Origin of the sequence: Paenibacillus sp. GCM10027628 (assembly GCF_042676385.1) — a bacterium.
Taxonomy (GTDB): domain Bacteria; phylum Bacillota; class Bacilli; order Paenibacillales; family NBRC-103111; genus Paenibacillus_E.
Map to the genome: position 1 here is coordinate 63,010 of NZ_JBHTHA010000031.1, position 13,088 is coordinate 76,097.

At 47.6% G+C, this 13,088-nt stretch carries 13 protein-coding genes and 7 tRNA genes; 5 read left to right on the top strand and 15 right to left on the bottom strand.

Going from position 1 to position 13,088, the window contains the following annotated elements; genetic code table 11:
• Nucleotide 1 precedes the first annotated feature (1 nt).
• The 8 genes from hisG to ACFQZT_RS20930 form a co-directional block, all read right to left on the bottom strand.
• Nucleotides 2-640, bottom strand: a complete 639-nt coding sequence (gene hisG, locus ACFQZT_RS20895; protein ID WP_379302782.1) for an ATP phosphoribosyltransferase — start codon at nucleotides 638-640, stop codon at nucleotides 2-4.
• A 58-nt stretch (nucleotides 641-698) separates the two neighbouring features.
• Nucleotides 699-1,907, bottom strand: coding sequence for an ATP phosphoribosyltransferase regulatory subunit (locus ACFQZT_RS20900; protein ID WP_379302783.1), 1,209 nt, complete (start codon nucleotides 1,905-1,907; stop codon nucleotides 699-701).
• A gap of 155 nt (nucleotides 1,908-2,062) precedes the next feature.
• Nucleotides 2,063-2,557 carry an acyltransferase gene (locus ACFQZT_RS20905; protein ID WP_379302784.1) on the bottom strand — a complete coding sequence of 165 codons (495 nt, stop codon included), beginning with the start codon at nucleotides 2,555-2,557 and terminating at the stop codon, nucleotides 2,063-2,065.
• On the bottom strand, nucleotides 2,554-3,213 hold the full coding sequence (gene ppaX / locus ACFQZT_RS20910; RefSeq protein WP_379302785.1) for a pyrophosphatase PpaX: 660 nt from the start codon (nucleotides 3,211-3,213) through the stop codon (nucleotides 2,554-2,556). The genes ACFQZT_RS20905 and ppaX overlap by 4 nt, the downstream gene beginning before the upstream one ends.
• Complete coding sequence (gene lgt / locus ACFQZT_RS20915; protein WP_379302786.1) at nucleotides 3,191-4,168, bottom strand: prolipoprotein diacylglyceryl transferase; 978 nt, start codon at nucleotides 4,166-4,168, stop codon at nucleotides 3,191-3,193. The genes ppaX and lgt overlap by 23 nt, the downstream gene beginning before the upstream one ends.
• Before the next feature lie 38 nt (nucleotides 4,169-4,206).
• The gene (gene hprK / locus ACFQZT_RS20920) at nucleotides 4,207-5,148 is read right to left on the bottom strand and encodes an HPr(Ser) kinase/phosphatase (RefSeq protein ID WP_379302787.1); all 942 of its coding nucleotides are present in this window, start codon (nucleotides 5,146-5,148) and stop codon (nucleotides 4,207-4,209) included.
• Nucleotides 5,149-5,332: 184 nt separating this feature from the next.
• Nucleotides 5,333-6,457 carry an ABC transporter ATP-binding protein gene (locus tag ACFQZT_RS20925; RefSeq protein ID WP_379302788.1) on the bottom strand — a complete coding sequence of 375 codons (1,125 nt, stop codon included), beginning with the start codon at nucleotides 6,455-6,457 and terminating at the stop codon, nucleotides 5,333-5,335.
• 106 nt (nucleotides 6,458-6,563) lie between these two features.
• Nucleotides 6,564-7,691 (bottom strand): PucR family transcriptional regulator, encoded by a 1,128-nt coding sequence (locus tag ACFQZT_RS20930; protein WP_379302789.1) that lies wholly within the window; start codon nucleotides 7,689-7,691, stop codon nucleotides 6,564-6,566.
• 251 nt (nucleotides 7,692-7,942) lie between these two features.
• Here ACFQZT_RS20930 and ACFQZT_RS20935 point away from each other — a divergent pair, with 251 nt between their 5' ends.
• Genes ACFQZT_RS20935 through ACFQZT_RS20955 form a run of 5 tightly spaced genes read left to right on the top strand, consistent with a single transcriptional unit; the run spans nucleotide 7,943 to nucleotide 12,111 of the window.
• Complete coding sequence (locus ACFQZT_RS20935; protein WP_460872206.1) at nucleotides 7,943-9,130, top strand: nickel-dependent lactate racemase family protein; 1,188 nt, start codon at nucleotides 7,943-7,945, stop codon at nucleotides 9,128-9,130.
• A gap of 34 nt (nucleotides 9,131-9,164) precedes the next feature.
• The gene (locus tag ACFQZT_RS20940) at nucleotides 9,165-9,557 is read left to right on the top strand and encodes a hypothetical protein (protein WP_379302790.1); all 393 of its coding nucleotides are present in this window, start codon (nucleotides 9,165-9,167) and stop codon (nucleotides 9,555-9,557) included.
• 5 nt (nucleotides 9,558-9,562) lie between these two features.
• Nucleotides 9,563-10,159, top strand: coding sequence for a gluconate 2-dehydrogenase subunit 3 family protein (locus tag ACFQZT_RS20945; protein WP_379302791.1), 597 nt, complete (start codon nucleotides 9,563-9,565; stop codon nucleotides 10,157-10,159).
• Complete coding sequence (locus tag ACFQZT_RS20950; protein WP_379302792.1) at nucleotides 10,156-11,754, top strand: GMC family oxidoreductase; 1,599 nt, start codon at nucleotides 10,156-10,158, stop codon at nucleotides 11,752-11,754. The genes ACFQZT_RS20945 and ACFQZT_RS20950 overlap by 4 nt, the downstream gene beginning before the upstream one ends.
• Nucleotides 11,755-11,808: 54 nt before the next feature.
• Nucleotides 11,809-12,111: an MTH1187 family thiamine-binding protein gene (locus ACFQZT_RS20955; protein ID WP_379302793.1), complete on the top strand. Its 303-nt coding sequence runs from the start codon at nucleotides 11,809-11,811 to the stop codon at nucleotides 12,109-12,111.
• Nucleotides 12,112-12,204: 93 nt separating this feature from the next.
• On the opposite strand, the gene ACFQZT_RS20960 is transcribed toward ACFQZT_RS20955, so the two are convergent.
• The 7 genes from ACFQZT_RS20960 to ACFQZT_RS20990 form a co-directional block, all read right to left on the bottom strand.
• A tRNA-Lys gene (locus ACFQZT_RS20960) sits at nucleotides 12,205-12,277 on the bottom strand.
• A 10-nt stretch (nucleotides 12,278-12,287) separates the two neighbouring features.
• Nucleotides 12,288-12,369: transfer RNA gene (locus tag ACFQZT_RS20965), tRNA-Tyr, on the bottom strand.
• A 44-nt stretch (nucleotides 12,370-12,413) separates the two neighbouring features.
• Nucleotides 12,414-12,486: transfer RNA gene (locus tag ACFQZT_RS20970), tRNA-Phe, on the bottom strand.
• Nucleotides 12,487-12,535: 49 nt separating this feature from the next.
• Nucleotides 12,536-12,612 (bottom strand) — tRNA-Asp (locus ACFQZT_RS20975).
• A 49-nt stretch (nucleotides 12,613-12,661) separates the two neighbouring features.
• Nucleotides 12,662-12,737, bottom strand: a tRNA-Thr gene (locus tag ACFQZT_RS20980).
• A gap of 63 nt (nucleotides 12,738-12,800) precedes the next feature.
• Nucleotides 12,801-12,874 (bottom strand) — tRNA-Met (locus ACFQZT_RS20985).
• A gap of 26 nt (nucleotides 12,875-12,900) precedes the next feature.
• A tRNA-Ser gene (locus ACFQZT_RS20990) sits at nucleotides 12,901-12,992 on the bottom strand.
• Between the last annotated feature and the right edge of the window lie 96 nt (nucleotides 12,993-13,088).

Sequence of the window (13,088 nt, forward strand, 5' to 3'; positions counted from 1 at the left end):
ATTACAGCTTCACCGGAACAGGCAAAACCGCCTGCAACAGATCGCACAATCGCTGAATCGATTCGTTCTTCATCCGGTAGCTGACCCGATTGGCAATCAGCCGGCTCGTGATTTGAAAAATCTCCTCTTGCTCCACAAGGCCGTTCTCCTTGAGCGTCTGCCCGGTTTCGACCATATCGACGATCCGGTCGGCCAGCCCAATCAGCGGCGCGAGCTCGATCGAGCCGTTCAGCTTGATGACCTCAACCTGCTGCCCCTGCTCGCGAAAATATTGCGAGGCGACATTCGGATACTTCGTCGCCACACGCGGATTAATCACCGGCTTCCAATCCGGCAGCCCAATAACGGACATCCGGCAGCGCGCGATGCCGAGATCCAGCAACTCATAGACGTTGCGGTTCTCCTCCATTAGCACGTCCTTGCCGACAACGCCGATATCGGCAACCCCGTATTCAACATAGGTCGGTACATCGACCGGTTTGGCCAAAATAAATTCCATTCTTGCCTCAGGCACCGGAATGATCAACCGGCGTCCTTCTTCCAGATCCTCCGGGATCGGCAGCCCCGCTTTATGAAACAGCTTCGCTGCCTGTTTATAGATACGGCCTTTTGGCATCGCTACTTTCAAGATTTCTTCCATCTTGCTATACCTCCTTTAAGCTTACGAAAATGGAGTATCCTCCCTCCTATGAAGCGATTTACCTCGAGAGCAATGTAACGATATCTTGAAACAGGATTCCATGAATCTCATACTGTCCATCTTCCCGCTTCACAACAGCACCAGACCAGGAAGCCGGCTCTGTCACCAATTGCGTAATCGCCGATACATAGCCTTGCTCACGCTTCTCCTTGGCCAGCTTCAACGCTTCTTCCCGATGCTCGACATCATAGGCAATGAGTACACGAGCAGGTTGTTCTAAGGCTTCCTTGCCGGTTACCTCAAGAATCCGGTTCGTTTTCAATGCAAATCCGGTCGCTGGCGCAGGACGCCCGAATTGGCTCAGCAGATTATCATAACGGCCGCCGCTGCATACTGGGAAGCCTAAATCAGCCGCATACCCTTCAAAAGTCATGCCCGTGTAATAAGAAAAATCTCCTATCATCGTTAAATCGATGACAACATGTTCGCTCACACCGTAAGCCTTTAGGACATCCCACACCTCACACAGATGGCGAATTGCATCCTGAGCAATCGGATCCTTCGACACATGACGTGCTTGCTCACAAATCTCATCGCCGCCTCTTAAGCGAAGCACCCCTGCAAGCTCACGCTCAACCTCAGGAGTTAACGATAAGGACTTGATGGCTTCCCGATACCCTACATAATCACGGTTAAGCAAATGCTCCTTGAGCGCTTGCTGCTCATCTGTGCGGCCCGGCAGCGTTTCTTGGAACAACCCGTTTAGGAAACCCACGTGTCCGAGCGCAATTTTAAACGTATCCACACCTGCTGCTTGCAGCGACGCGATGGCTAGCGCCACCACTTCGGCATCCGCTTCCGATGAAGCATCGCCGACAAGTTCTACACCCGTCTGGAAAAACTCCGAGTCGCGTCCAGCTTCCTCTTCAATCGCCCGAAACACATTCGAATGGTAGGAAAGTCGAAGCGGAAAAGCAACCTCTTTTAACAAAGATGAAGCGACGCGAGCGATCGGCGCGGTCAGTTCAGAACGTAATACAAGCGTCTTCCCCTTGCGGTCAAGAAGTTTGAACAGCTTTTTATCTTCTGTGGAGCTCGCCACTCCAACTGTATCGTAATATTCTAACGTAGGCGTAATGATTTGGTTGTAACCCCAACGTTCCATGCACGCCAATACGCGGAATTCAATGGCTCGAAGCTTTGCTACCGCCTCGGGTAAATAATCTTTGACCCCAATCGGCTTCTCAAACACTTTTGGCTTAGACACCGTCTCACCTCAACATCTAGAAATAAACACTTTAGTGCGCTACCATACTACCAAAATAAAGAATGTAGTAATTTTAACACGGAACCCCATGACCGTCAATCGCCTTTCCTTGTCCAAACAAAGAAAAAAGAGTTGTACTTCTAGCGTACAACTCCTTACTTTTCATTATGCCCTTCGCGGATGACCTGAAGCGGATTTCCCGCAACAAAACTGTATGGCGCCACGTCTTTGTGCACGACCGAACCCGCTCCGACGACTGCGTGATCACCGATGGTGACGCCAGGCAATATCGTCGTATTCGCCCCTACCAAAACATGGGAACCAATATGTACCTCTCCCAGTCGATACTCTTTTGTTAAGTATTCATGGGCCAGGATCGTTGTGTTATAGCCAATGATTGTATTATTTCCCACAAAAATTTTTTCCGGAAAAAAGACATCCACCATCACCATCAAGGCAAAAGCCGTATGCTCTCCGACCTTCATGCCGAGCACATTACGATAAATCCAGTTTTTCACACGGAGGGAAGGCGAATAGCGGCTAATTTGAATAAAAACAAAATTACGCATCGCCTTCCACTTACTGACCGTGTGATAAATCTGCCACAATGCGTTAGGACCCTCGACCGGATACTTGTCCGTTCTTCTCAATCAGCCTTCACATCCGAAGCCAATCCTACGATCGGCAGGAGCTCGAGCATATCGTCAATGAGGTAATCCGGCTTATATGTTTCGAGATAAGTCCGGCCCTTCCACGACCAAGATACGCCTACCGAAGTCACCCCGGCATTATGTGCTGCTTCAATGTCATAATGGCTGTCTCCAACCATCACTGACTCTTCCTTCGAGCTGCCCAATGTGTCGAGAGCTGCGAGAATGCCTTCCGGATTTGGCTTCGGCTTCTTCACATCTTCGACCGTCACAATCGTGCTGACAAACGCTTCAAGTCCGCATAACTTCAGTCCCATTAACGTTGTTTGGCGAATTTTACTGGTTACGATACCGATCTTGATCCCATTCGTATGCAGCTTCTCCATCACCAAACGAACGTTCGGGAATTCTTTAACCAATTCATCGTGCTTGGACAAATTGAAGGTGCGGTACTTCTGAATCACCGCTTCGACCTCTTTTTTGCCTGTGAAAAATTCCATCTGCTCTACAAGCGGGCGTCCCATATTCGGAATAATCAATTCTCTAGTTACGGGTTCGGGTGTTTCTCCCTCTAGGCTGTGAATAAAAGATTGAACGATCAACTCATTCGTATCTACAATCGTGCCATCCAAATCAAACAGTACGGTTCGAATCATAGTCGGCTCCTTTGGTGTCAAGCTCTTCATCCTGTGCCTTTGCGTTCACCGCGGGTGCTTTGGATGAGATGATCGGATCCGCATAGTGCTCGTTGGCGAATCCTTTTTTCCTTCTAACAATAATGATGATAATTGCCGCAATAACGATAAGCACGGCTAACAATTGAGAGATGCGTACATTGCCTCCGTACGTCATCACACCCGGTTCAAAGACAAGCGTCATCGGTGACCACAGCGCGTTCATGATAGAAGCAAGCCAAGTTGGACCCGTGAAATCAAGACTATCCGTACGCAGTCCTTCTACGAAGAAACGGCCAATTGAATACCAGATAAAATAACTGAAAAACAGCTCGCCTGCCCGCATGAACGGTCTTCGGCGGAGCCAGAGCAAGAGAAGCAGCCCCACCAGGTTCCATAGAGACTCGTACAAAAATGTCGGATGATAAAATACACCCTCGATATTCATCTGATTCACGATAAAATTCGGCAAATGCAGGGTATTGCGCAGGAAGGACTCCTCAACGGGGCCGCCGTGGGCTTCCTGATTCACGAAGTTTCCCCAACGACCGATCATTTGACCTACAATCAGACCCGGAGCACAAATATCCACGATCCTCCAGAAGGGGTACCCTTTTGCTTTAAAATAAAAATAACCACCGATAATCGCTCCGATTAACGCTCCGTAAATCGCGATACCGCCATGCCATATCATAAATATTTCCGCTAAATTGTTCTTATAATCAGACCATTGAAAAGCCACATAATAAATTCTGGCGCCTACGATAGCTGACGGTACGCCAATCAATAATAAATCCATAAAAAAATCCGGCACAATGCCAAAACGTTTACCTTCTTGAATAACGAGCAATAGCCCTACTAATGCAGCCGTACCTAAAATGATCCCATACCAATGCACGTCGATTGGGCCGATTGAAAAAGCAATCTTATTGAGCATAATCTAATTTGTGCCTCCTTCTAGGCGCGAGTATCCATTCAATCAAAATCCTCATAATCTTCCGACAACGATTCGGTCAGTTTGTTCGTAAATTGAAGTGCTGCGTTATACCCCATCCGCTTCAAACGATAGTTCATCGCGGCCACTTCAACGATAACGGCCAAGTTTCGACCCGGTCTTACCGGAATGGTTACCAGCGGCAGATCAGTATCAATAATTCGAGTTAATTCTTCATCGAGCCCTAACCGGTCATATTGTTTATCTTGCTGCCAGTTCTCCAGCTTTACGACAACCGAAATTTTCTTCACATTACGGACGGCACCGGCTCCAAAAAGTGTCATCATATTAATAATGCCTACTCCGCGAATTTCGAGCAAATGGCGAATCAATTCCGGGGCATTCCCCGTAAGCACTTTGTCAGCTGTTTGACGGATCTCAACCGCATCATCGGCAATCAACCGATGCCCTCTTTTGACAAGTTCGAGGGCTGTTTCACTTTTCCCGATACCGCTGCTGCCCGTAATCAGCATCCCGACGCCGTATACATCTACAAGCACGCCGTGAATGGTTGTACTCGGCGCTAATTTGTTTTCCAGGAAACCCGTTAATCTGCTTGCAAAGATCGTTGTTGATACTTGGGTTCTTAGAAGCGGAAGATCACGCTTAGAGGCTTCCTCGAGCAGCTCCGCGGGAACATCAAACCCTCTCGTCACGATAATGCAAGGGGTTTCCTCTGGTGCGCATAGTTGCTCGGCGCGGTTTCGGCGAACACCGGTTGTTAACATTTCCATAAATGTAACTTCGGTTTTGCCGAGCATTTGAATACGTTCGCGCGGGTGGTAGTTAAAATATCCGGCCATCTCTAAGCCCGGACGATACAGATCGGCTGTGGTAATCGGTCGTTTCAATCCAGCCTCTCCTGCAAGTACCTCCATATGAAACTGTTCCACCAAATCGGAAACCTTTACTTTTTTCGCCATCAACCTATCTCCTTCGACTTTTGCTTAAGCGCAAAACGAACTTCATTCGCATTATCTATGTATATCCAATAGTTTCATCGTAATGGAAACCCTATATGAAATCAACTAAAGTGTTCTTGAAGCAGTAAAAACAATTGAAAAAGCCAGCCGATAACGGCTGGCCCATCTATTTGAAACATTTATATTAGTGATTAGCCAAGATGGACAATGTGGACTCTTTATCGAAGAAATGAACTTTGTTCATGTCCAGAGCCAATTTCACATTCGTACCTTCTTTGATGCTTGCACGGCCATCAACACGAGCGATCACTGTGCCGCTGCCGATTCCGTTGAGGTACAAGTACATTTCGTGACCAAGGTTCTCAGTCAACTCAACGTTTACGTTTACGATTGTATTCGGAGAAGCTTCCAGGAATACTGGCTCTTCGTGGATATCTTCCGGACGAACACCCAGAATTACTTCTTTACCTACGAAGCCTTTATCTTTCAGCACTTGTGCTTTACCAGCTGGAACTTCAATGTTCACGCCGTTTGTTTTGAAGTATACGGAACCGCCATCTGCCGACAATGTACCGTTCAAGAAGTTCATGGATGGAGATCCGATGAAACCTGCAACGAACATGTTAACAGGGTGGTTATAGATTTCTTCAGGAGTAGCAGCTTGTTGAATGATACCTTTATCCATAACAACGATACGATCGCCCATTGTCATAGCTTCTGTTTGGTCATGCGTTACGTAGATTGTCGTTACACCAAGACGCTTTGTCAATTTTGTAATCTCTGCGCGCATTTGTACGCGAAGTTTCGCATCCAAGTTGGAAAGCGGTTCGTCCATCAAGAACACTTGTGGTTCACGGACAATCGCACGACCCAAGGCAACACGTTGACGCTGACCACCGGAAAGAGCTTTTGGCTTACGGTCCAGCAAATGTACGATATCCAAGATTTTCGCTGCTTCGCGAACGCGAGCATCGATATCTGCTTTTTTGAACTTACGGAGTTTCAAACCGAATGCCATATTTTGATAAACGGTCATATGCGGGTAAAGGGCATAGGATTGGAATACCATCGCGATGTCGCGGTCTTTAGGAGCCACGTCGTTAACAAGGCGGTCGCCGATGTAAAGTTCGCCTTCTGTAATTTCTTCTAATCCTGCGATCATACGAAGAGTTGTGGATTTTCCGCAACCGGATGCTCCAACCAATACAACGAACTCTTTATCTTCGACTTCAAGATGAAAATCTTTTACAGTGGATTCTTCTGCACCGGAATATCTTTTTACGATATGGTTTAAACGTACGCCTGCCATGGTTTCATTCCCCCTACGGTTTATCGAGAATTCGTATATAGCAATTCACTACAATCATCTTACCCCACAACCCTCAGACTGACTATGCACAATCCCTACAAAAAAATCACTTTCTTTTCGTTACTTTGTACAATAATAAGGCCAACCTTACCAAAACCGCATGATTAAAGGTTCTAACATCCAAACCCGTCTCATGCTTAAACTTATCCAGCCGGTATAACAAGGTGTTGCGATGAATGTACAGCTTCTTCGCGGTCTCGCTGACGTTACAATCGAGGGCAAAAAAATGCTCTAATGTCGTCACGGTTTCCGAATCAAGCGCATGATCGGTGCCGCGCAGCACTTGCTCCAGAAATTCGTTTTTTTCATCTTCATGTATAAGATGAAGAAGTTTTTCCAGACGAAGCTCCCAAGGGAGATGGACGAAGCTGCCGACATGGAACGAACGTCCCAGCATGATCGTCTCGCGTAATTGGAGTATGGACCCGAACAACGATTTTGCCGGCTTTACCGGGTAGCCAATGGCCAAATGGCACTCCCCTACCCATTCATTGGCCAACATTTCAAACAGTCCCGATCCAAGCGCATCAAGAATTTGTTCGACACTCTCTTCGTCGTCGCCGTCTCGTTCTTCGCTGCCGCTCGTCAGTAAGCCTTCCGGGGCAAGTATCAGCCACTCTTTGTCCATCAAAGGGATGAGAATGATTTCCGCCTCGAAGAACGACTCTAGCAGCTTCTTTAGCTCTGCATATGAGACACTCTGATTTTGGGAGTAGTCTCCATATAACAGCAGAGGAATTTTGGTGGAGTAAAGAGAGGATTGAGAAGCTAGGGCATCCGGCAACTCCGCATGAGTAGCCCCCCGCTCCAATTGCTGCAAGAGCCATTCTCTTAGTTGATGCGCTTTCCTTTCATCCTCTGACAAATAGGAGCCCCAATGTTTACGCTCCTGTGTTTGTTTGGACTCCAGCGCGAGCTCCACTAGTTTACGTTCGGCTGCTGTTAGCGGGATTTCAGATACTTGAAGAATACGAATGTCTTTGTTTTCCTTAGCCAGGTAAAACAATACTTCTTGACCACGAAGCACACTTCGATTGAAGTTGTTGAAGCTTGATTGATCTTCTTCTTGCTGCTCCTCAATCAGACGATTCCATTCCGCCTCGGGTAACAAATAAATGTGCATAGGTGCCTGTAAAACCGCTTCCAAACGCTCTTTGATTCGCTCCCAATCCATCTGTCTCTCTCCTATACCATCATCATTTTCTATATATCTATCTTTTTACATTGTATCATATGTACCTGCCACTATGTGAAAGAACCCTCCCACACCTCCGTGCTATGGGGAATTAACCAACCCTTCATGTATCGACTCATAAACTTCAGATAAATGGAAATAATTAGACGGTAGAACTGTGAGAGGAGGCTTTCCCTATACAATCCCTTCCATATGGGAAAGGAACCATCCCGTTAAGGTTTCCTCCCGGCATTCAGCCAGATTGGGTAAATTATCGTCGCCCCGATTTTGCTCCTAACGATTGCATCGCTAGCGCATTGGAACACCCGCATGGCTGTCGTCCTCTAGAAGAAGAGGCGAAAGGACGCAATAACGCCGTTATTTTGATTAGCGATTCGACCCGATTATGCCCGAGCTATTTATTCCTTGAAGCTCTGCTGCAGCGATTGAACGCTGCCGGAATCCCGGATGCGCATATCCGCATAATCGTCGCTCTCGGTGTTCACCGCAAACAAACGGAAGAAGAACTGATTTTGTTGGTAGGCGAAGCCGTGTATAAGCGTATCCCTGTTATGAATCATTCCTCTCTACCGGAAGATTGTGTTCGAGTTGGTGTTACACGCCGTGGTACGCCTGTCGAAATCAACAAGTACGTCGTAGATGCAGACTTCCGTATAGTTACAGGAAATCTAGAGCCACACGCCTTAGTTGGTGTCTCCGGTGGTGTGAAAGCTCTTTTCCCTGGTGTCGCATCGGCTCCTGCCATTGAACATAATCACAGCTTATCGCAGCAATTTAAAGCTCAAGTTGGAGTTGCTGAGACCACCATACGTGAAGATATGGAAGAAGCTCTGCAGTTCCTCCCCGTGCACTATCTGCTTAATGTGATTGTCGATCATGAGCGCAAACTGCTCGGTGCTGTAGCTGGAGACGTGATTGCTGCTCATCGTGCCGGACTCGAAATCGTTCGCCGCAGTTTTTTAGTCGAAGTCCCCACCCTTTACGATGTGGTTATCGTCTCACCAGGCGGACACCCAAAAGACACGCAGCTTTACCAATCCATCAAAGCATTAAAGAATGCAGCCGCCATTACAAATCCCGGCGGGTCAATAATTTTAGTGGCAAGATGTGAGGAATTGTACGGTAACGGCATTTTTCAATATTGGATCGAAACGATTCAGGACCGCTCCGTAATGACCAAAAAACTAAAACAGCAATTTGTACTAGGGGCTCATAAAATTGAACATATCGATAAAGTACTTAAGCAGCATGAAGTGTACCTATACTCTGAAATCCCTGCATCTTCAGCTCATTTGCTTGGATTTCAACCCATCGCAGACCTGAATTCATTTCTTGCCGCACACCTATCGAAACCATCGGTGAATGTCGCAGTTATCCCGTACGGCGGGCTGACGTTTCCGCAAATACGCCAATCATAATCCTTCCTCGACAAACATATAGGAGGTCCTAAATATGGCTTGGAGCAACTGGTCGTTAGATCGTATTGTTATTCTCTTTGTTGGTTTAGCCTATCTATTCATCTGGATTCAAGTAACGATGTCTCATTATCGGCAAAATTTTCACAATAAAGCGATGTGGGCACCCGTCATCCTGTCTCCCTTGATTTGTATCGCCTCGGTCTTAAGTACACTGATAAACAGCAACGGCTGGTTCACCTTAGCTTTAATTTGCTTTTGGGTCGGAGCGTTAGCAGGCTTAATCGGCTTCTTTTTTCATTTCAGAGGCGTTGGTTTGCGAGTCGGCGGTTATGCACTTCGTAACTTCCTCATGGGGCCGCCCGTCATCATGCCGTTACTATACTCTGCGATGAGTATTTTAGGCCTTATAGCCGTCTATGGAGCGTGAAAACGATGAACAAACATACGCATTATCCTTCCTATGACGTCATGGAGGAGCAGGACGCCTGGGATGCACATACTCGATCTATCGTGAATGCAAGATTATTGCATGAGCATAAGTATCATTTTCTGAGCTCCGTGGAAGCGGAATGTCTTCGCGCTTGGTGTTCGCTGCTAATGAATGACGATCGCGGGGAGATTATTCAATACGTATTGAGCCATATCGACGAAAGTCTGGCGAGAAACAAAGGCGAGGGGCAGCGGAAAAAGGGAGTGCCTCCTGCTAAGGTGCTCCTGCGAGAAGGATTAAAAGCCATTGACGAATCCGGATGGATGAAGGACAGCCGCCCCTTCTTCCAGCTGGATGAATCTGCTCAGCGGCAGATCATGCAGGAGGTTAGCGCCGGTACTTTGGCCCCAACAGAGGCTTGGGAAGGCATTCCCCAAAAAGAACTGTTCCAAAAAATTCTGATACTTACGGTAGAAGCCTATTACTCCCATCCACAGGTGTGGTCAGAAATCGGCTATGGTGGACCTGCATACCCACGTGGGTACGTAAGAGCGGATATCGGGCAGGTTGATCCTTGGGAGGCGATGAAACAACCATGAGATGGAGACATGAACAAGATGAAGTCGATATCGTGATCGTCGGTGCGGGAGCTGCCGGAGGTGTACTGGCTAAAGAGTTAAGTGAAGCCGGCTTGCAGGTGGTCGTTCTGGATGCCGGGCCATGGCGGGATCCGCAGAAAGATTTCGCGAGTGACGAGCTTGCCATGAAAAGCTTGGCGTGGGAAGATACCCGTTTCGTAGAAGGGAGCGATCCACTAACAATGGGTCATAATAACTCAGGTCGAGGAATAGGCGGGGGCACGCAGCACTTTACCGGTGTTTTTTTGCGTTTTCACGAATCCGATTTTAAGACAAAATCCATTGATGGTGTCGGTGAAGACTGGCCCATTCACTATAAGGATCTCGAGCCTTATTACACGAAAATCGAAAAAGAGATTGCCGTCTCCGGGCCCAAACATTTTCCTTGGGGCAACTTTAACGGACCTTACCCTTATCCGGAAAGAGACCCCCTTAGCCCTAATGCCTATCTGTTCCAAAAAGGCTGCGAGAGCCTGGGGATACAGTCTGTCACTACGCCGCTCGCCATTTTATCGGCTCCCTTTGAAGGTCGACCGCCTTGTATTAATCGGGGCTTCTGTAATCAAGGATGCATGCCTAACGCCAAATTCAGCACGCTGATCGTTCATATCCCTAAGGCCATTAAAGCCGGAGCTGAAGTACTCTCTGATTGTATGGTCACCCAAATCGAGGTAAATGACAACGGTAAGGCGACAGGCGTTCTGTTCGTACATGAGGGCGTCACTTACCGCCAACGGGCCAAAATTGTCATCCTTTCCGCCTATGTTGTTGAAACACCACGTCTACTGATGCATTCAGCTAATTCTCAATTTCCTGACGGTTTGGCCAATAGCAGCGGCTGGGTCGGACGTGCCATCATGCCCCATAGCAGTCATGACGTGTATGCCAAATTCGAGCAAGAGGTGCGCTTGTATAAAGGTACTCCGGTGCTGGCTTCCACTCAAGATTTCTATGAGACTGACCTGCGGCGCGGCTTTGCTCGGGGGTATACGATACATTCTCATGGATCCAGACCAGTCAGTATGGCAGAAGGTATCAGTAAATCGATTGAAGGGCCTGTTTGGGGTGAAAAACTGCGACATGTCATGCTCGATTACAATCATTATGGACGTCTCACTATGGTTGGCGAAGTACTTCCGCATTGGAACAATCACGTTTCGCTTTCTGATGAAAAAGACGACAATGGCATGCCGCGGGCAGCGGTCACATTCAGCTATGGCGATAACGATCGCAAACTTATCGATCACGCGGTCGAAAATATGAAACTTATCCTCAAAGCAGCCGGCGGGCAAGTCGAATTCGTGGTTCCGGATACGGCTCATCTAATGGGAGGTTGTAGAATGGGAAGTAATCCGGCAACCTCCGTCGTCAACTCTTATGGGCAAAGTCATGACATCGCGAACCTGTTCATCTGCGACGCCAGCATCTTCGTTACCTCCAGTGGAGGAAATCCAACCAATACCGTTATGGCGTTGGCTGCACGCACAGCCGACTACATAATTGATCTTGCCACCTCTAATCATGAGTTGAGGAATGGGTTGTACAGTTCGCTATAAGTCATCTACAATAGGCTAATATACCCCTAGTGCACTAAGGAGATGAGCAATTCGATGGCTATAGCTGAGTTCACCATCATACCCATTGGGACGGCTACAACGAGCCTCAGTGGTTATGTAGCTGATTTACACAGAGAATTAGAGAAGTACACTGACATTTCTTTTCAAATGACACCGATGGGAACAATTTTGGAAGGCCCTTTGGAACGTCTTATGGAAGTGATTCGCGCTGTCCACGAAGTGCCTTTCATCCATGGGGCTGAGCGGGTCTCGACCTCCATCAAAATTGACGATAGACGGGATAAACAGGCATCCATGTCTCAAAAAATGCAATCCGTGGCTGATAAATTGAAATAAAGAAAAGCATCCTCTCGAAAGGGGGATGCTTTTCTTTATTAAAAAGAGAACAAAAAAAGACCCTTCATGGTCTTTTGCAGCTTGTATGAAAAGTGAGCCATGTAGGACTCGAACCTACGACACCCTGATTAAAAGTCAGGTGCTCTACCAACTGAGCTAATGGCTCTTAGGGAAAATGGAGGCTGATGGATTCGAACCACCGAACTCGGAGAGAGCAGATTTACAGTCTGCCGTGTTTAGCCACTTCACTAAGCCTCCAGATAAGAGATGCCTATGCTGCGACTGCAACACAACCATCTCAATGGCTCGGGACGGAATCGAACCGCCGACACGAGGATTTTCAGTCCTCTGCTCTACCGACTGAGCTACCGAGCCTTATGTATGTACTTGTAGTTTGTCCAATTCGGGCAAAAAAAAATAATAATGGCGGAGCCGACGGGATTCGAACCCGCGGTCTCCTGCGTGACAGGCAGGCATGTTAGGCCTCTACACCACGGCTCCGCGTTTGAAGTTTGCCAGGGCCCCCGATAATTAATCGGAAACTCCAAAATGGTGCCGTCGAGAGGACTTGAACCCCCAACCTACTGATTACAAGTCAGTTGCTCTACCAGTTGAGCTACAACGGCATATTTGTTTAAAAATGGTGGAGGCTGACGGGATCGAACCGCCNTACTGGGTGGTAAAGATAATAGCGGCGGAGGGGCTCGAACCCCCGACCTTACGGGTATGAACCGTACGCTCTAGCCAGCTGAGCTACGCCGCCATACAAAGACATATATAGTTGGAATCTGGCGGAGAGAGAGGGATTCGAACCCTCGCACCACTTACGCAGTCTAACCCCTTAGCAGAGGGTCCCCTTATAGCCACTTGGGTATCTCTCCAAGCTATATAATATGTCTCAGGAATTATTATTCCCTGAAAACTAGATACGAAACTTGCGTAAAGTGTGAGTTGTAGCAGTGCTACGTATGTAACGT